At 65.8% G+C, this 18738-nt stretch carries 17 protein-coding genes; 11 read left to right on the forward strand and 6 right to left on the reverse strand.

Going from position 1 to position 18738, the window contains the following annotated elements; all coding sequences use genetic code 11:
- Positions 1–38 precede the first annotated feature (38 nt).
- Complete coding sequence (locus OMP44_RS19385) at positions 39–1637, reverse strand: ABC transporter substrate-binding protein (protein WP_059314002.1); 1599 nt, start codon at positions 1635–1637, stop codon at positions 39–41.
- A gap of 246 nt (positions 1638–1883) precedes the next feature.
- Positions 1884–2588 carry an SIMPL domain-containing protein gene (locus tag OMP44_RS19390; RefSeq protein ID WP_431312664.1) on the reverse strand — a complete coding sequence of 235 codons (705 nt, stop codon included), beginning with the start codon at positions 2586–2588 and terminating at the stop codon, positions 1884–1886.
- Between the two features lie 180 nt (positions 2589–2768).
- On the opposite strand from OMP44_RS19390, the gene OMP44_RS19395 reads away from it, so the two are divergent.
- The 6 genes from OMP44_RS19395 (at position 2769) to OMP44_RS19420 (ending at position 9781) form a co-directional block, all read left to right on the forward strand.
- Complete coding sequence (locus OMP44_RS19395) at positions 2769–4028, forward strand: ATP-binding protein (RefSeq protein ID WP_183631112.1); 1260 nt, start codon at positions 2769–2771, stop codon at positions 4026–4028.
- Between the two features lie 16 nt (positions 4029–4044).
- Positions 4045–4605, forward strand: a complete 561-nt coding sequence (locus tag OMP44_RS19400) for a response regulator transcription factor (protein WP_007159542.1) — start codon at positions 4045–4047, stop codon at positions 4603–4605.
- Positions 4606–4889: 284 nt separating this feature from the next.
- Complete coding sequence (locus tag OMP44_RS19405) at positions 4890–6623, forward strand: ABC transporter ATP-binding protein/permease (protein ID WP_280310553.1); 1734 nt, start codon at positions 4890–4892, stop codon at positions 6621–6623.
- 83 nt (positions 6624–6706) lie between these two features.
- Complete coding sequence (locus OMP44_RS19410; protein WP_178083873.1) at positions 6707–7459, forward strand: FadR/GntR family transcriptional regulator; 753 nt, start codon at positions 6707–6709, stop codon at positions 7457–7459.
- 133 nt (positions 7460–7592) lie between these two features.
- Complete coding sequence (gene kdgD, locus OMP44_RS19415; RefSeq protein ID WP_133859859.1) at positions 7593–8504, forward strand: 5-dehydro-4-deoxyglucarate dehydratase; 912 nt, start codon at positions 7593–7595, stop codon at positions 8502–8504.
- 257 nt (positions 8505–8761) lie between these two features.
- Positions 8762–9781, forward strand: a complete 1020-nt coding sequence (locus OMP44_RS19420) for an alginate lyase family protein (RefSeq protein ID WP_280310556.1) — start codon at positions 8762–8764, stop codon at positions 9779–9781.
- Between the two features lie 8 nt (positions 9782–9789).
- Here the strand turns inward: OMP44_RS19420 and OMP44_RS19425 are convergent, their stop codons facing one another.
- From OMP44_RS19425 to gatC, 4 genes are all read right to left on the reverse strand, one after another.
- Positions 9790–10188 carry a septal ring lytic transglycosylase RlpA family protein gene (locus OMP44_RS19425; protein ID WP_133859857.1) on the reverse strand — a complete coding sequence of 133 codons (399 nt, stop codon included), beginning with the start codon at positions 10186–10188 and terminating at the stop codon, positions 9790–9792.
- A gap of 89 nt (positions 10189–10277) precedes the next feature.
- Positions 10278–11726 (reverse strand): Asp-tRNA(Asn)/Glu-tRNA(Gln) amidotransferase subunit GatB, encoded by a 1449-nt coding sequence (gene gatB, locus OMP44_RS19430; protein WP_280310558.1) that lies wholly within the window; start codon positions 11724–11726, stop codon positions 10278–10280.
- A gap of 14 nt (positions 11727–11740) precedes the next feature.
- Entirely contained in the window at positions 11741–13192 is a 1452-nt protein-coding gene (gene gatA / locus OMP44_RS19435; RefSeq protein WP_280310560.1) for an Asp-tRNA(Asn)/Glu-tRNA(Gln) amidotransferase subunit GatA, read from the reverse strand.
- An 8-nt stretch (positions 13193–13200) separates the two neighbouring features.
- On the reverse strand, positions 13201–13488 hold the full coding sequence (gatC, locus tag OMP44_RS19440) for an Asp-tRNA(Asn)/Glu-tRNA(Gln) amidotransferase subunit GatC (RefSeq protein ID WP_280310563.1): 288 nt from the start codon (positions 13486–13488) through the stop codon (positions 13201–13203).
- A 232-nt stretch (positions 13489–13720) separates the two neighbouring features.
- On the opposite strand from gatC, the gene mreB reads away from it, so the two are divergent.
- From mreB to rng, 5 genes are all read left to right on the forward strand, one after another.
- A complete protein-coding gene (gene mreB, locus OMP44_RS19445) occupies positions 13721–14758 on the forward strand; it encodes a rod shape-determining protein MreB (protein WP_133859853.1) in 1038 nt (345 codons plus the stop codon).
- Between the two features lie 87 nt (positions 14759–14845).
- The gene (mreC, locus tag OMP44_RS19450; RefSeq protein ID WP_280310657.1) at positions 14846–16060 is read left to right on the forward strand and encodes a rod shape-determining protein MreC; all 1215 of its coding nucleotides are present in this window, start codon (positions 14846–14848) and stop codon (positions 16058–16060) included.
- Positions 16060–16548 (forward strand): rod shape-determining protein MreD, encoded by a 489-nt coding sequence (gene mreD, locus OMP44_RS19455; RefSeq protein ID WP_133859851.1) that lies wholly within the window; start codon positions 16060–16062, stop codon positions 16546–16548. The genes mreC and mreD overlap by 1 nt, the downstream gene beginning before the upstream one ends.
- A 63-nt stretch (positions 16549–16611) precedes the next feature.
- Positions 16612–17199: a Maf family protein gene (locus tag OMP44_RS19460; RefSeq protein WP_187978679.1), complete on the forward strand. Its 588-nt coding sequence runs from the start codon at positions 16612–16614 to the stop codon at positions 17197–17199.
- Between the two features lie 76 nt (positions 17200–17275).
- Positions 17276–18730, forward strand: coding sequence for a ribonuclease G (rng, locus tag OMP44_RS19465; RefSeq protein WP_280310568.1), 1455 nt, complete (start codon positions 17276–17278; stop codon positions 18728–18730).
- Positions 18731–18738 lie beyond the last annotated feature (8 nt).

Raw genomic sequence — 18738 nt, forward strand, 5'->3', positions numbered from 1 at the left:
GGGCCGGGAGTCTGGCTCCCAGCCCTGGCCAAGAGGCTTCACTTGCTGACGCTGACGCCGTAGAACTCGTTCAACCCGAAGGGGCTGATCTTGTAGTCCTGGACTTCCTTGCGCATCGGCATGTAGACCGTGGAATGCGCGATGGGCGTCATGGGTACCTGCTGCTTGAGCACCTGCTGGGCCTGTTCGTAGAGCTTGGTGCGCTCGCCCTGGTCGGTCACGCGCTTGGCCTTGACCACCAGGTCCTCGAACGGCTGGTAGCACCAGCGGGAGAAGTTGTTGCCACCGATGGCCTTGCAGCCGAAGAGGGTCGCCAGCCAGTTGTCCGGGTCGCCGTTGTCGCCGCTCCAGCCGATCAGCATGATGTCCTGCTCGCCGCTCTTGGAGCGCTTGATGTACTCGCCCCATTCGTAGCTGACGATCTTGGTCTTGACGCCGATCTTGGCCCAGTCCTGCTGCAGCATCTCTGCCATCAGGCGCGCATTGGGATTATAGGGACGCTGCACCGGCATGGCCCAGAGGGTAAGTTCGGTGCCTTCCTTGAAGCCGGCTTCCTTGAGCAGGGCCTTGGCCTTTTCCGGATCGTAGGGCGCGTCCTTGATGGACTTGTCGTAGGACCACTGGGTCGGCGGCATGGCGTTGACCGCCACCTGGCCGGCGCCCTGGTAGACGGCGTTGATGATGGCCTCCTTGTTGACGGCCATGTCCATCGCCTGACGCACCTTGAGCTTCGCCAGATCGCCATGTTCGACGTTGTAGGAGATGTAGCCCAGGTTGAAGCCCGGCTGCGACGGCAGCTTGAGATTCGGGTCCTTCTTCAGGCCGTCCAGGTCCGCCGGACGCGGATAGACGGTGATCTGGCACTCGCCGGCCTTGAGCTTCTGCATCCGTACCGAAGGATCGGTGTTGATGGAGAAGATCAGGTTGTCCACCTTGGGCCCATCGACCTTGTCCCAGTAGTCCGGGTTGGCCTTGTAGCGGATCACCGCATCCTTCTGGTAGCGGCTGAAGACGAAGGGACCGGTGCCGATCGGCTTCTGGTTGATCTCGGCAGCCTTGCCGGCCTTGAGCAGCTTGTCGGCGTATTCGGCCGACTGGATCGACGGGAAGGGCATCGCCAGGTTCTGCAGGAAGGCGGCGTCCACTTCGTTGAGGGTCATGCGCACCGTGTAGTCGTCGACCTTTTCCACCTTGGCGATGTTCTGGTCGAGGCCCATGTCGGTGAAGTAGGGGAATTCGGTGGGGTAGGCCTTACGGAACGGATTGTCCTTGTCCAGCATGCGCTGGAAGGTGAAGAGGACGTCATCGGCATCGAAGTCGCGGGTCGGCTTGAAGTAGTCCGTGGTGTGGAATTTCACGCCCTTGCGCAGGTGGAAGGTGTACACCTTGCCGTCTTCGCTGATGTCCCAGCTCTCCGCCAGACCCGGCTTGACCTGGGTACCGCCGCGCTCGAACTGGGTCAGCTTGTTGAAGATGGTTTCCGCCGACGCATCGAAATCGGTGCCAGTGGTGTATTGCGCCGGATCGAAACCGGCCGGGCTGCCTTCGGAGCAGAACACCAGGTTGGTTGCCTGGGCCAGGGGTGCGCCGGCCAGCAGACCGGAAGCGAAGAGGGCAGCGAGTACGTTCTTGTGCATGGAGACCTCATGTCGGGGACGGCGCAACACGATGTGGCGTTGCGAAACAGAATGCCGATGTCTTGTGGACAGATGAGCCCACATGCACAGCTTATGCCCATGTCCATAGCTCAGGCGAGCTATTGACCCTGAGCGACCCAAACAGGAAACAGATGTCGCAAAGATGTAAGACGAGGTATCACGACGGGAAGGCAGTGCGCACCAAAAGTGCGCACCGATACAGCGTTGTTACTTTTCTGCCCTAGATCAGGGCATCTGTACCTCGATGGTACCGCCCGCAGTCACTTCGACGGTGGTGGTACCGGGGGCAACGTCCGGAGTCACGGCATCGCTGGCAGCTTTCATCGCCGACATGCGCAGCATCGGCAGCGGCTGGGGTACGCCACTGGTGCCCAGGTCCAGGTTGACGATGCGATAGCCCGAGCCACCCAGGGCTTCGGTGGCCAGCTGGGCACGCGCCTTGAAGGCGGCCACGGCGTCCTTGAACAGGGCATCCTCCTGCTGCTTGCGGGTGCCATCGGCAATGGTGAATTGCAGGTTGCCCATCTTCAGGTTGCCCAGCAACTCGCCGGTCAGCTTGGACAGGGCAGCGAAGTCGGCGCTTTCCAGACGCAGTTCGCCGCGCTCGCGCCAGGCATTGATGGCGCGGCCCTGGTCTTCGTAGACCGGGTAAGTGTTGCGATTGCCCAGGGAAACGTCCACGCCGGCGACCTTGCGCGCCTGTTCCAGGGCGGCGTTGAGGGTCTTGGTGGTGTCGCTGGCCAGGGCCGCCGGATCCTGGCCCTGGCTTTCGGTGTAGAGCATGACCTGCATGCGGTCGCGCGGCACCTCACGACTGACCTCGGCCCTCAGGCTGATCTGGTTGTAGCGCGCTTCGTCGGCCTGGGCGCCGGTGGCGAGCAGGGTACTGAACAGGGCGGCGCCCAGCACGAGCGGGCGTAGGGAAGGGATCATGGTGTTCTCCTGGTTGGCAGTACGACAGCGGTGTGACCGCGGACCCGGCGGATGGTGCGTCGCTTTGCCGCGTCGGCGGCTGCGGACGGATACCCATCGCTATAATGCCAAGTCTGCTCTGACCGGCAGGTCCCTCGGGGCTGCCGTCTCGATCGTTTCTTGCGCCTGGAACCTCGCATGTTCTCCTTGCCCGTTCAATGGTTGTCCGCCAATCGCCAGAATCTCGGGCGCCTGGTCCTTATCCGCGTGCTGGTACTGGCCGCCCAGGCCGGCTCGGTGGGTATCGCCCGGCTGTCGGGCATCGTCCAGCTGCCCTGGACGGCCCTGGCCATCACTCTGGGCGTCTCGGCGGTGCTCTGCCTGTTCGCCGCCCTGCGGCTGACCCGCCCCTGGCCGGTCACCGAGCAGGAGTACGCCGCGCACCTGGGTTGCGACCTGGCCATTCACAGCGCCCTGTTGTATTTCGCCGGCGGACCCACCAACCCCTTCGCCTCCTATTACCTGGTGCCCCTGACCATCGCCGCGGCCACGCTGCCCTGGCTCTATACCCTGGTGCTGGCGGCCCTGACCCTGGCGGTCTTCTCGCTGATGCTGCTGTCCTACGAGCCGCTGCACCTGCTGGTGGCCAACGATGGCGCGGTGCTCAGCTACGGCATGTGGCTGAGCTTCGCCCTGTCCGCCGCCGTCATCACCCTGTTCGTCGCGCGCATGGCCACCGCCCTGCGCGAGCAGGAAAGCCTGCAGGCCCAGCGCCGCGAGCAGGCCATGCGCGATCAGCAACTGCTGGCCGTGGCCACCCAGGCCGCCGGCGCCGCCCACGAGTTGAGCACGCCGCTGTCCACCATGAGCGTGCTGCTCAAGGAGCTGCAGCAGGAGTACGCCGGCCAGCCGACCCTGAGCGAAGACCTGGCGCTGTTGCAGGCCCAGGTCGGGCAGTGCAAGCAGACCCTGCAGCAACTGGTACGCGCCGCCGAAGCGGACCGCCGCCAGACGGTGCAGGAGCAGACCGCCGTGGAATGGCTGGAGGCGACCATGGATCGCTGGCACCTGATGCGACCGGAAGCCACCTACAGCTTCGAGGTGGTCAGTCTGGGCACGCCGCCGCGCCTGACGCCGCCGGTCGAACTTACCCAGGCACTGCTGAATCTACTCAACAACGCCGCCGACGCCTGCCCGGAAAACCTGGCCATCCGTCTGCACTGGGACGCCCGCGAATTGTGCCTGTCGATTCGTGATCACGGTGCCGGAGTGCCCCTGGCCATCGCCGAGCAGCTCGGCAAGCCCTTCTTTACTACCAAGGGCAAGGGCTTCGGCCTAGGCCTGTTTCTCAGCCAGGCCAGCGTCACCCGCGCCGGCGGCACGGTGAAGCTCTACAATCACGAAGAAGGCGGCACCCTGACCGAATTGCGCCTGCCGCGGCACTACGCCCTGGCGTGAATGCCTGGAGAATTCTATGACTGACGACCTCAACAGCGGTTTCGACGACCAGCCCCACATCCTGCTGGTCGACGACGATCCCACCTTTACCCGGGTGATGGCCCGCGCCATGGACCGCCGCGGTCTACGCGTGTCCATCGCCGACAGCGCCGAGGAAGGCCTGCAACTGGCCAAGGAAGACCTGCCGGACTACGCCGTGCTCGACCTGAAGATGGAAGGCGACTCGGGGCTGGTGCTGCTGCCCCAGCTGCTGGAGCTGCATCCGGAGATGCGCGTGGTGATCCTCACCGGCTATTCCAGCATCGCCACCGCGGTGGAAGCCATCAAGCGCGGCGCCACCAACTACCTGTGCAAGCCGGCCGATGCCGACGACGTCCTGGCCGGCCTGCTCGCCCAGCACGCCGATCTGGATACCCTGGTGCCGGACAATCCCATGTCGGTGGACCGCCTGCAGTGGGAGCACATCCAGCGGGTGCTGTCCGAGCACGAAGGCAACATCTCGGCGACCGCACGCGCCCTGGGCATGCATCGCCGTACTCTGCAGCGCAAGTTGCAGAAGCGTCCGGTCCGCCGCTGAGAACCTATTCAAAGTCGGCTGCGCATCGGCCAATCAGCGTTGAAAAGACCTTCGGAATGCTCATTTACCACTCGTAAACCCGAGCGCGGGTCCGATCCGCTTCCTCAGGTCTTTTTGCCTTGTTTGGCTTTAGCTCGCGCAACTTTGAACAGGCTCTTTCTGCTCGCCATCGCCCACGACCTTCGTGGGCGACAAACTGTTACATTGTTTCAGTCAGAATTCGTTCAGGCTTTCCGGCATAGGCTGTGCAGGCGTCTCCTTGAGCAGTCCCTGAGAGTCCGAGCATGTCCGAATCCGCCGTACCCGTGCCCTCCGTCTACGGTGCTTCCCGTGGGCATTTCCTGGCCCGCGTCTGGGCCCTGATCACCCCCTACTGGCGCAGCGAAGAGAAAGGCAAGGCCTGGCTCCTGCTGTCCGTGGTCATCGCCCTGTCCCTCGCCGGGGTCGGCCTGTCGGTGGCCCTGAACACCTGGTACCGCTACTTCTACGATGCCCTGCAGAATCGTGATCTGGCCGCTTTCATCCGGCTGATGCTGTACTTCTGCGGACTGGCCGCCACCGCCATCCTGCTGGCCGTGTACCGCCTCTATCTGACCCAGGCGCTGACCATCAACTGGCGGCGCTGGCTGACCGAAAAGCACTTTGGCCTCTGGCTGTCGGATCGCAACTACTACCAGCTGGAACGCGAAGGCGGCGCCGACAACCCCGACCAGCGCCTCACCGAAGACATCCGCGACTTCGCCGACACCACCCTGAGCCTTGGGCTGGGCTTCATCCGTACGGTGGTCAGCCTGGTGTCCTTCAGCGTCATCCTGTTCGGCATCTCCGGCGACATCACCCTGTTCGGCATCACCATCCCGGCCTATATGTTCTGGGCCGCGCTGATCTACGCCACCATCGGCACCTGGCTGACCCATCTGATCGGCCGGCGACTGATCGGCCTCTACAACCAGCAGCAACGCTATGAAGCCGACCTGCGCTTCGGCCTGATCCGCGTCCGCGAAAGGGCCGAGAGCGTGGCGCTGTTCCGCGGCGAAGCCAACGAGCACCGGCGCCTGCTGGATCGCTTCGGCTACGTCTGGGGCAACTACCACCTGGTGATGAACTACACCAAGCGGCTGACCTTCTTCACCGCCGGCTACAGCCAGATCGCCATCATCGCCGGCTTCGTGCTGGCCGCGCCGCGCTATTTCTCCGGCAAGATCCAGCTGGGCGACCTGATGCAGATCAACTCGGCCTTCGGCAATGTCCAGGAGAGTCTCAGCTGGTTCGTCGACGCCTATGTCAGCCTGGCCGGCTGGCGCGCCGTCTCCGACCGTCTGCTGACCTTTCGCGAGACCATGGCCGAATTCAGCCAGGAGGCCGACATCCTGGTGCCCCATGCCAGTGACAGCGACCTGATCCTGGAAGGGCTTTCCCTGGGCGCCGCCGGCCGGTTGCTGCTGCATCCCACCGATCTGCGCATCGCCCGTGGCGAACACCTGCTGATCGAAGGTGCCTCGGGCAGTGGCAAGAGCACCCTGTTGCGGGCCCTCGCCGGACTCTGGCGGCAAGGGCAGGGCGGTATCGCCGTACCGCCGGGGCGCCAGCTGTTCCTGCCGCAGCAACCCTATCTGCCCATTGGCACCCTGCGCGAAGCCCTGGCCTATCCGCAACCCGTGGCGGCCTACAGTGACGAGCGCCTGACCGAAGTCCTGCGGCACTGTCGCCTGGATCACCTGGTGGAGCACCTCGACGAAAGCCGTCATTGGGAACGTACCCTGTCGCCGGGCGAGCAGCAGCGCGTCGCCCTGGCCCGGGCGCTGCTCTATGCACCCGACTGGCTGTTTCTCGACGAAGCCAGCTCGGCGCTGAGCGAAGCGGACGAGCGCGCGCTCTATGAGCGCCTGCTGGCGGAGAACCCCGGCCTGACCCTGGTCAGCGTCGGCCATCGTCCGAGTCTGCGCGCCTACCACCGTCGCCACCTGCTGCTGGAGGGGCAAGAGTTGCGTCCTAGAGCGGTCGGCGAGGCATCCTGATATGGACTAAGCGGTCTAAATCGGGCGTTTGGGAGGAGGGGGGTGCTATGATTCCAGAGTCCCTTCAATCGGTACGAGAATCCATGTCAGCACCCACCGTATCCCGCCCCCGAAAAAGACCCCGTAGCCTGGCAGAAGAGGTCGTCGGGGTGCTGATTCAGCAGATCGGCGACGGCCAATTCCAGCCCGGCGACAAGCTTCCCACCGAGTCGGCCATCATGCAGGCCCAGGGCGTGAGCCGCACCGTGGTGCGCGAGGCCATTTCCCGACTGCAGGCCGGTGGCTATGTGGAGACTCGCCACGGCATCGGCACCTTCGTGCTGGAGCGGCGCCCCGAGTCGCCGCTGCCGATCGATCCGGCCACCATCACCACCCTCAAGGACGTGCTGGCGATGCTCGAGTTGCGCATCAGCCTGGAAGTCGAGGCCGCCGGCCTGGCCGCCCAGCGCCGCTCGGCCGAGCAACTGCAGGCCATGTGGGCGTTGCTGGAAGCCATGCGTACCGGCGTCGAGCAGCCCGATCGTGCGGTGAGCGCCGACCTGGAGCTGCATCTGCTGATCGCCAGCTCGACCGGCAATCGCTATTTCAGCGACATCATGAGCTACCTGGGCACGGTGCTGATTCCCCGGACCCGCCTCAATTCCGCCTATCTCGCCCACGATGACCAGCAGCTCTACCAGCGTCGTCTGGATGCCGAGCACGAAGCCATCCTCCAGGCCATCGAAGACGGCAACCTGGAAGCGGCTCGCGCAGCCATGCGTCTGCACCTGAGCAACAGCCGCGAGCGCCTGAGACGCGCTCACGAAGAAATGGAGCGCCAGGCGGAAGAGGTCTGAAACGGGGCTGGAGCGTCTTGAGGAGCATTTTTCTGGTTGGGGCTTGCCCCTTCCATAAAAGAGGTTGTACGATGACTTACAACAGGTAGCGGACCTGCCGCACCTCAGTCCAACCTATGCCGAGGCACTCAAGATGACTCCACAAGAACTCAAACACGTCCTCTCTTCCGGTCTGCTGTCCTTCCCGCTGACCGACTTCGATGCCAACGGCGACTTCCGCCCCGATACCTATGCCAAGCGCCTGGAGTGGCTAGCTCCCTATGGCGCGACCGCGCTGTTCGCCGCCGGCGGCACCGGTGAATTCTTCTCGCTGGAAGCCAGCGAATACAGCGGCGTCATCAAGACCGCGGTGGACACCTGCCAGGGCAGCGTGCCGATCCTCGCCGGTGTCGGTGGCTCCACCCGCCAGGCCATCGCCTATGCCCAGGAAGCCGAACGGCTGGGCGCCAAGGGCCTGCTGCTGCTGCCGCACTACCTGACCGAAGCCAGCCAGGACGGCGTGGCCGCCCATGTCGAAGCCGTCTGCAAGTCGGTCAAGATCGGCGTGGTGGTCTACAACCGCAACGTCTGCCGCCTGCAGCCCCATCACCTGGAGCAACTGGCCGAGCGCTGCCCGAATCTGATCGGCTACAAGGACGGCCTGGGCGACATCGAACTGATGGTCGCCATTCGCCGTCGCCTGGGCGATCGCTTCAGCTACCTGGGCGGCCTGCCCACCGCCGAAGTCTATGCCGCCGCCTACAAGGCGCTGGGCGTGCCGGTCTATTCCTCGGCCGTGTTCAACTTCGTGCCCAAGACCGCCGTGCAATTCTACGAGGCCATCGCCCGTGACGATCACGAGGCGGTCGGCAAGCTGATCGACGACTTCTTCCTGCCATATCTGGAAATCCGCAACCGTTGCGCCGGCTATGCCGTCAGCATCGTCAAGGCGGGCGCCAAGATCGCCGGCTACGACGCCGGTCCCGTGCGGACTCCGCTGACCGATCTCAAGCGGGACGAATACGAGCAGCTGGCCGCGCTGATGGACAAGCTCGGTCCGCAGTAAGGTCTGCTACCCGGGAGGTGCTCCGGCATCTCTCCTCCCGTTGCACAACCCGCGGCCAGTCGCTTGGTCGCGGGCTTTTTTTTGCCCGCTCGCCGGGGTTGGCAGACCTTCGGCAGCACGCGGCGAAAGGCGATCGGCTTAAGCTATCGCTAAGGACCGGGTGCGAGTCTGAGCAGACCAGCGCGCCTGAGCGTGAAGCCGGGCAGGGTGGCGCTCCAGCCCTTTCCTGAGCAACGCTTCGCTTGGAGGTCCCCGCCATGAGCGCCGCCCTGCTGTATCTCGCCCTGGCTGCAGCCCCCGGACACACGACCTGCCTGGCGGCAAGACCGCCCTCGGCCGCGGCGCTGGCGCAGGCGGTCAGTCATCCTCCCGCGGCCGAGCCCCAGGCGCTGCCGGTCCTCCATACCGCAGGCACCCTGCCGCATACCGGCATCCACGACCAGTCCGCCGCGGCGGTACGGGATTTCGGCTACATGCTCGATCTGGCGCTGGCCTGGCGGGACAGTCGCGATGCCGCGGCCCTGGCGCGCCTGGCCAGCTATCTCGATGCCTGGCTGCCAGGGTATCGGCCCAGCTTCCAGCCCATCGACGAGACCAATCTGAGCAATCTCATCGTCGCCTATCAGCTGACCGCGGCGGATCTGCCCGCCGCGACGGCTCGGCGTTCCCGCGCCTTCATCACGACCCTGGCCGAGGGTTATCTGCAGCAGATGGCGGCGCATCGGGGGGACGCCCACGGAGTCTGGAGCAACAACTGGCAGAGTCACAGGATCAAGCTGGCGACCCTGGCTGCCGGCGCGCTGGACGATCCGGCGCTGTTCGCCCGGGCGCGGGCGGCCTTCGTGGCGCAGCTGTCGGTCAATCTCAAGCCCGATGGCGAGGTGCTGGACTTCGGCGAGCGCGATGCCCTGCACTATGTCGTCTACGACCTCGAGCCCCTGGTGCTGGCGGCGGCGGTGGCCCAGGGGCGCGGCGAGGACTGGTTGCACCTGCCAGGCGCTGAAGGCCAGACCCTGGCCAGGGCGCTCGACTGGCTGCTGCCCTATGCGAAAGGCCAGCGCAGCCATGAGGAATTCCGCAATACGACGGTACGCTTCGATGTGCAGCGTGCCCAGGCCGGGCTGCCCGGCTATGCAGGCACCTGGCAGCCCCGGGGCGCCAGAAACCTGTACTGGTCGGCCAGTCTGCTCGATCCGCGCTATGCGTCCATCGCCCACCAGCTCGCTGCGGCACCGCCGCGGATGCTGTGGGCCTATGCCCCGGCCTGTCAGGGCTAGCGCCCCTATCAGTCCAGGCTGCGGATGCTGACCCGGGAGGTGCCGTCGGCCACCATGTCGAGCCGATCGGCCGCGCTGCGCGACAGGTCGATCAGGCGTCGACGAACCGTCGGGCCGCGATCGTTGATGCGCACCACCACGCTGCGGCCGTTGGCCAGATTGGTGACCTGGACGCGGGTGCCGAAGGGCAGGGTGCGGTGGGCGGCGGTCAGGGCGCCAGGGTCGTATTTTTCACCGCTGGCGGTACGGCGACCGGCGTGCCACTTGGAGTAGAAGGACGCCATGCCGGTGTCCTGATAGTCATGGGCAGCGGTAGGGGACAGCGTGGGCGGGAAGCTTTCCTGACTGGCGCAACCGGCGAACAGCAGGACCAGCGACAGCAGTCCGGCACGGTGGATCCTATGCATCTCGATGCCTCCTGGCAAAACGACCGGCAGCAGCTTAAGGGCTCGCACCGAGGCTGTCAGCCCCGGTCCGTAACCCCGTACGACTGCCGTCAGCCTTCCAGTCTCTGCTTGAGCAGCTGGTTGACCTGGCCGGGGTTGGCCTTGCCCTTGGAGGCCTTCATCGCCTGGCCGACAAAGAAGCCGAACATCTTGCCGCGCTTGGCTTCGTCGCTGGCGCGGTATTGCTCTACCTGGGCGGCATTGGCCGCCAGGACCTCGTCCAGCATCGCCTCGATGGCACCGCTGTCGGTGACCTGCTTGAGACCCTTGGCTTCGATGATGGCATCGGCGCTCGCGCCTTCGCCGGCGGCCAGCGCCTCGAACACCATCTTGGCGATCTTGCCGGAGATGGTGTCGTCCTTGATGCGCAGGATCAGGCCGCCCAGCTGGGCCGCGCTCACCGGTGCCTGGGCGATGTCCAGGTCCTGCTTGTTGAGCAGGCTCGACAATTCGCCCATCACCCAGTTGGCCGCCAGCTTGGCGTCGCCGCTCACCTGCTGGACTTCCTCGAAGTAGTCGGCCAGTTCGCGGCTGGCGGACAGCACGCTGGCGTCATAGACCGACAGCCCGTACTCGCTCTGGAAGCGATCGCGCTTCTCGGTCGGCAGCTCGGGCAACTGACTGCGCACCTCGGCCAGGAAGGCCGGCTCGATCACCACCGGCAAGAGGTCGGGGCAGGGGAAGTAGCGGTAGTCGTTGGCTTCTTCCTTGCTCCGCATGGAGCGGGTCTCGTCCTTGTTGGGATCGTACAGGCGGGTTTCCTGCACCACCTTGCCACCGTCCTCGATGAGTTCTATCTGGCGCTGAACCTCGTGGTTGATGGCCTTCTCGATGAAGCGGAAGGAGTTGACGTTCTTGATCTCGGCGCGGGTGCCGAAGGCCTCCTGGCCCTTGGGGCGTACCGAGACGTTGCAGTCGCAACGCAGCGAACCCTCGGCCATGTTGCCGTCGCAGATGCCCAGGTAGCGCACCAGGGCATGGATGGCCTTGACGTAGGCCACGGCTTCCTTGGCGCTGCGGATGTCCGGCTCGGAGACGATCTCCAGCAGCGGCGTGCCGGCGCGGTTCAGGTCGATGCCGCTCATGCCGTGGAAGTCTTCGTGCAGGCTCTTGCCGGCGTCTTCTTCCAAGTGCGCGCGGGTGATGCCGATGCGCTTGACGGTGCCGTCTTCCAGGGTGATGTCCAGGTGCCCCTTGCCGACGATGGGATGATCCATCTGGCTGGTCTGGTAGCCCTTGGGCAGGTCCGGGTAGAAGTAGTTCTTGCGCGCGAAGACGTTGCGCTCGGCGATCTCGGCATCGATGGCCAGGCCGAACTTGCAGGCCATGCGCACGGCCTCGGCGTTGAGCACCGGCAGGGTGCCGGGCATGCCGAGGTCGACCAGGCTGGCGTGGGCGTTGGGCTCGGCGCCGAAGCTGGTGGCGCTGCCGGAGAAAATCTTCGATTGAGTGCTGAGCTGAGCGTGGATCTCAAGCCCGATCACGGTTTCCCATTGCATGTCTCTATCCTTCCTCAGAAGCCGCTCGGCGCCTGGCGATGCCAGTCGCTGACCTGCTGGTACTGGTGGGCGACGTTGAGCAGACGGCCTTCCTGGAAATAGTTGCCGAGCAGTTGCACGCCCACCGGCAGGCCGTCGACGAAGCCGGCCGGCATCGACAGGCCGGGAATGCCGGCGAGGTTGGCGGCGATGGTGTAGAGGTCTTCGAGATAGGCGGAGACCGGGTCGTTGCTCTTCTCGCCGAGTTTCCAGGCCAGGTTCGGCGTGGTCGGGCCGAGGATGACGTCGACCTCGGCGAAGGCCGCGACGAAGTCGTTCTTGATCAGCCGGCGGATGCGCTGGGCCTTGAGGTAGTAGGCGTCGTAATAACCGGCCGACAGGGCATAGGTACCGACCATGATGCGGCGCTTCACCTCGGCGCCGAAGCCTTCGCCACGGGATCTCTTGTAGAGATCTTCCAGATTGACCGGATTCTCGCAGCGATAGCCGAAGCGCACGCCGTCGAAGCGTGACAGGTTGGAGCTGGCTTCGGCCGGGGCGATGACGTAGTAGGCCGGAATCGCGTGCTGCAGGGTGGGCAGCGAGATGTCCTTGACGGTGGCGCCGAGCTTCTTGAGCGCCTCGACCACGGCCAGCACCTTCTCGCCGATGCGGGCGTCCAGGCCGGCACCGAAGTATTCCCGCGGCAGACCGATGCGCAGGCCGCTCAGCGGCTGCTGCAGGGCCGCCTGGTAGTCGTCCACCGGCTGGTCGACGCTGGTGGAGTCCTTGGGGTCGAAACCGGCCATGGCCTGCAGCAGCAGGGCGCAATCCTCGGCAGTGCGCGCCAGCGGGCCGCCCTGATCGAGGCTGGAGGCGTAGGCGATCATGCCCCAGCGCGAGACGCGGCCGTAGGTGGGCTTGATGCCGGTGAGGTTGGTCAGGGCCGCCGGCTGGCGAATCGAGCCGCCGGTGTCGGTGCCGGTGGCGGCCGGCAGCAGGCGCGCGGCCACGGCCGCGGCGGAGCCACCGGAAGAGCCGCCCGGTACCCGGGTGACGTCCCAGGGATTCTTCACCGGACCGTAGTGGCTGGATTCGTTGGCCGAACCCATGGCGAATTCGTCCATGTTCAGCTTGCCGAGGGAGACGGCGCCAGCCGCGGCCAGTCGCTCCACCACGGTGGCGTCATAGGGCGCCTTGAAGCCGGTGAGGATCTTCGAGCCGCAGCTGGTCAGCACCCCCTGGGTGCAGAACAGATCCTTGTGGGCGAGAGGCGCACCGAGCAGGGCGCCGTTTTCGCCGGCGGCGCGCCGCGCGTCGGCAGCCCGCGCCTGGGCCAGCGCCTGGTCGGTGGTCACGGTGATGAAGCTGTTGAGCCGCGGGTCGAGCTGCTCGATCCGCTGCAGCAGGCTGCGGGTCAGCTCCTCGGCGGAAAAATCCTTGGCGGCCAGGGCGGCAGCGATTTCGGTCAGGGTCAGCTGATGCATGTCGTGTCTCACTCGATCACCTTGGGAACCAGGTACAGGCCGGCTTCCACGGCCGGGGCGATGGCCTGGTAGGCCTCGCGCCGGTCGTCTTCGGTAGCCTGGTCGGGTCGCAGGCGCTGGGTGGCTTCCAGCGGGTGGGCGAGGGGGGTGATACCCGTGGTATCCACGGCCTGCATCTGGTCGACGAGGCCGAGGATGTCGTTGAGGGTGGCGGTGGTAGCGGCGAGATCCGCTTCATCGAGACCCAGGCGGGCCAGGTGAGCGATCTTTTCGACGTCGGTGCGTTCGAGCGCCATCGGCTTCTCCAAGCAGGAAGGCGGCGTGACCCGGTTGGCGGCCGCGTATGCTGGAGACGGGCTGGGCGGGTCGGGCGCCGCGTTGAACAGGGGCTTAACGGCCCGGAAAAGCTCTCAATCTAGCATATCGGCGCCTTGCCCTAAATCCCTGCGATTGTTAGAGTCTGCCGCACTTTTTTACCCGCACGTTTGTCCTGTCGCGTGCCTGCTTGTCACCGCCTAGGGTCACCTCATGTTCAAGAAATTGCGTGGCATGTTCTCCAGCGATCTGTCGATCGACCTGGGAACCGCCAACACCCTGATTTATGTCCGCGAGCGTGGCATCGTGCTCAACGAGCCGTCGGTCGTCGCCATCCGTACCCATGGCAACCAGAAGAGCGTCGTCGCCGTCGGTACCGACGCCAAGCGCATGCTCGGTCGGACGCCGGGCAACATTGCCGCCATCCGCCCGATGAAGGACGGCGTCATCGCCGACTTCAGCGTCTGCGAAAAGATGTTGCAATACTTCATCAACAAGGTGCACGAGAACAGCTTCCTGCAGCCCAGTCCGCGGGTGCTGATCTGCGTGCCCTGCAAGTCGACCCAGGTCGAGCGCCGCGCCATTCGCGAATCCGCGCTGGGCGCCGGTGCCCGTGAGGTATTCCTGATCGAGGAGCCGATGGCCGCGGCCATTGGCGCTGGTCTGCCGGTCGAGGAAGCCCATGGCTCCATGGTCGTCGACATCGGCGGTGGCACCACCGAGATCGCCCTGATCTCGCTGAACGGCGTGGTCTATGCCGAATCCGTCCGCGTCGGCGGCGATCGCTTCGACGAAGCCATCGTCACCTACGTGCGTCGCAACTACGGCAGCCTGATCGGCGAATCCACCGCCGAGCGCATCAAGCAGGAAATCGGTACCGCCTACCCGGGCGGCGAGGTCCGCGAGATCGACGTCCGTGGCCGCAACCTGGCCGAGGGCGTACCGCGCAGCTTCACCCTCAATTCCACCGAGGTGCTCGAAGCCATGCAGGAATCCCTGGCGACCATCGTCCAGGCGGTCAAGAGCTGCCTGGAGCAGTCGCCGCCGGAGCTGGCCTCCGACATCGCCGAGCGTGGCTTGGTGCTGACCGGTGGTGGCGCCCTGCTGCGCGACCTGGACAAGCTGCTGTCGCTGGAAACCGGCCTGCCGGTGATCGTCGCCGAAGACCCGCTGACCTGCGTGGCCCGTGGCGGCGGCAAGGCGCTGGACATGATGGATCGCCACGCCATGGACCTGCTGTCCACCGAATAAGGCAGTTCCAGGCTACAGGCCCCGCTCCGGCCGCCCCTGGCGGCCGGAGCGCCGGGCGCGTTCTGCGAGGAACTCACCATCAAGCCGATTTTCAGCAAAAGCCCGGCGCTGGGCATTCGTCTGCTGATCCTGGCCGCCCTTTCGGTGGGTGTCATGGTCACCGACGCGCGCTTCGACTACCTGAAACCGGTACGCAGCGAACTGGCGCTGGTCCTCTCGCCCCTCTATGAGGTGGCGGGCTTTCCCCTGCGTGCCTGGGAAGGCGTCAGCGACCAGTTTTCCAGCCGCACCGAACTGATGGCGGAAAACGAGCGGCTCAAGGCCGAGCAACTGCTGCTGCAGCGCCGCCTGCAGAAACTCGCCGCCCTCACCGAGCAGAACGTGCGCCTGCGCGAGCTGCTCAATTCCGCCGCTCTGGTGGACGACAAGGTACTGGTCGGCGAACTGATCGGCGTCGACCCCAATCCCTATACCCATCGCATCATCATCGACAAGGGCGCGAAGGACGGCGTCTTCGTCGGCCAGCCGGTGCTCGACGCCAGCGGCCTGATGGGCCAGGTGGTGGAGGTGATGCCCTATTCGGCGCGGGTGCTGCTGCTCACCGACGTGACCCACAGCATTCCGGTGCAGGTCAATCGCAACGGCCTGCGCGCCATCGCCGTCGGCACCGGCAATCCCGAGCGGCTGGAACTGCGCTATGTGGCCGACACCGCCGACATCAAGGAAGGCGACCTGCTGGTGAGTTCCGGCCTGGGCCAGCGCTTCCCGGCGGGCTATCCGGTGGCCACCGTCTCCAAGGTGATCCACGACTCGGGGCAACCCTTCGCCGTGGTGCGCGCCATTCCCACCGCCAAGCTCAATCGCAGTCGTTACATGCTGCTGGTGTTCAGCGATACCCGCACACCCGAGCAGCGCGCCAACGACGCCGCCGAGGCCCAGGAGGCCGCCGATCGCCACGCGGCCCAGCGCCCGGCCGCGCCGGCGAATCCGCCGCCGGCCGGCGCCTCGGCTGCGCAGCCGGCGGCCGCCAATGTCACGCCGGCGCCCGGCACCGGCACCGGTAGTCGCAGCGCGACGCCGGCCAAGCCGCCCGCGGGCCAGGGCAGCAGCTCGGCCCATCCCGCCACGCCGACCAAGCCACCCGCGAACGCGAGCGGCAGCGCGGCGCATCCGGTGACACCGGCCAAGCCGCCGGCGCAGGGCGCGACCGCCACGCCGAGCCATCCGGCCGCTAACGCCGCTCAACCGCAGCGCCGGGTCCAGCAACCGGCGCCGGAACTGCCGGACGAGGGTGATCGTTGATGGCGCTGCGCATCGGCCACAACGGGTGGGTGATCTGGCTCACCCTGTTGGTCGGGTTGCTGCTGTCCGTCGTGCCCATGCCCGAGTTCATGGAGATCGGCCGGCCGCTGTGGCTGGCGATGCTGCTTACCTTCTGGACCCTGACCCTGCCGCACCGCGTCGGCCTGTTCACCGCCTGGACGATGGGCATCGCCGAAGATGTCCTCTACGGCAACCTGCTGGGCCAGACCGCCCTGGTGCTGAGCCTGGTGGTCTTTCTGGTGCGCTCCCTGGCGCAGCGGCTGCGGGCCTTTCCCATCTGGCAGCAGAGCTTCGTGCTGCTGGTGGTCTACGGCATCGCCCAGTTGCTGGCGCTGTGGCTCAACGCCCTGGCTGGCAGCCGGCCACCGACCCTGGTGTTTCTCACCCCCTCGCTGGTCAGTGCGCTGCTCTGGCCGTGGATCTACCTGCTGCTCCGCGGGCTGCGCCTCAGATTCGGCGTCAACTAAGCTGGTTTCACCTGCAACAGGCTGGCATTCTCCCGTCATCCCCCCGCCGTCTGGTTGTTGTCGATGTCCCAGCTCTACCTCGCCTCCGCTTCGCCCCGCCGCGCCGAACTGCTCGAACAGATCGGCGTGGCCTTCCAGAAGGTCGTCGCAACGGTGGACGAAACCCCGCATCCGGGGGAGGCGGCGGACGCCTATGTCGAACGCCTGGCGCGGGCCAAGGCAGCCATGGGCCGACAGGTGCTGGGCGGTGCCTCCGCCGGCTGCGTGCTGGGCGCCGATACCTGTGTGGTGCTCGATGACCAGCTGCTCGGCAAACCCCGGGATCGCGCCGACGCCCTGGCCATGCTCGCCGCCCTCAGCGGACGCCGGCACCGGGTGGTGACCGGCGTCGCCGTCGCCGATGGCGAGCGCTGCCTGAGTCGCGTGGTGTCCGCCGAGGTGGAATTCCGCCCCCTGGCGCCCGGCGAGGCCGAACGCTACTGGGACACCGGCGAGCCGGCCGACAAGGCCGGCAGCTACGCCATCCAGGGCGCCGGCGCGGTCTTCGTGCGCGGCCTGACGGGTAGTTACAGCGCCGTGGTAGGGCTGCCGCTGTGCGAGACCGCGGAACTGCTGAGCGCTTTCGCCATCCCTTGTTGGCGGTCTGTCTGACGGCCGAATATCCCGTGCTGAGGCGCCTGGCGCCACGGTCCCCTTTCTGCCCTTCCACGTTGTCCAAGAGTCCTCCATGAGCGAAGAGATCCTCATCAACATCACTCCCATGGAGTCCCGTGTCGCCGTCGTGGAAAACGGTGTGCTGCAGGAGGTGCACGTCGAGCGCACCCTGAGACGCGGCATCGTCGGCAACATCTATCGCGGGCGGGTGGTGCGGGTGCTGCCGGGCATGCAGGCGGCCTTCATCGACATCGGCCTGGCGCGGGCGGCCTTCATCCATGCCGCCGAGATATCCCAACGCGAGGGTGCGGCGGTGGAAAGCATCAACGCCCTGGTACGCGAGGGCCAGACGCTGGTGGTGCAGGTCACCAAGGACCCCATAGGCACCAAGGGCGCCCGCCTCACCACCCACCTGTCGATTCCCTCACGCTACCTGGTCTACATGCCGCGTACCTCCCACGTCGGCATCTCGCTGAAGATCGAGGACGAAGCCGAGCGCGAGCGGCTCAAGGCGATCATGGCGCGCTGCGTGGAGAGCGAGGGCATCGAGCACGAGGGCGGCTTCATCCTGCGCACCGCCGCCGAGGCGGCGCGCGAAGAAGACATCCTCGCCGACATCCGCTACCTGCGACGGCTCTGGCAGCAGATTTCCGGCAACCTCCAGGGACCGGTGCCGGTGCCCATCTACGAAGACCTGACCCTGGCCCTGCGCGCCCTGCGCGATCTGGTCGGGCCGCGCACGGAAAAGATCCGCGTCGACAGTCGCGAGAATTTCCAGCGCATCGGCCAGTTCGTCGAGGAGCTGATGCCCGAGGTGGCGACGCGGCTGGAGCACTATCCGGGCGAGCGGCCGATCTTCGACCTCTATGGCGTGGAAGACGAGATCCAGAAGGCCCTGGAGCGCAAGGTGCTGCTCAAGTCCGGTGGCTATCTGGTGATCGACCCCACCGAGGCCATGACCACCATCGACGTCAACACCGGCGCCTTCGTCGGCCATCGCAATCTGGAAGAGACCATCTTCAAGACCAACCTGGAGGCGGCCACCGCCATCGCCCGCCAGCTGCGGCTGCGCAATCTCGGCGGCATCATCATCATCGACTTCATCGACATGGAAGACGAAGAGCACCAGCGCCAGGTGATCCGTACCCTGGAAAAGCAGCTCGAACGCGACCATGCCAAGACCAACATCATCGGCATCACCGAACTGGGCCTCTTGCAGATGACCCGCAAGCGCACCCGCGAGAGCCTGTCCCAGGTGCTCTGCGAGCCCTGCGCCAACTGCCAGGGGCGCGGCATCCTGCGCACCGCCGAGACCATCTGCTACGAGATCTTCCGCGAGATCCTGCGCGAGGCGCGGGCCTACCAGGCCAATTCCTACCTGGTGCTGGCCAACCAGAAGGTGGTGGATCGGCTGCTGGACGAGGAATCGGGCAACGTCGCCGATCTCGAGGCCTTCATCGGCCGCACCGTCAAATTCCAGGTCGAGACCATGTATTCCCAGGAGCAGTACGATGTCGTGCTGCTCTAGGTCCGGGT

Source organism: Pseudomonas flavocrustae (assembly GCF_029872515.1).
GTDB lineage: Bacteria > Pseudomonadota > Gammaproteobacteria > Pseudomonadales > Pseudomonadaceae > Chryseomonas > Chryseomonas aestiva.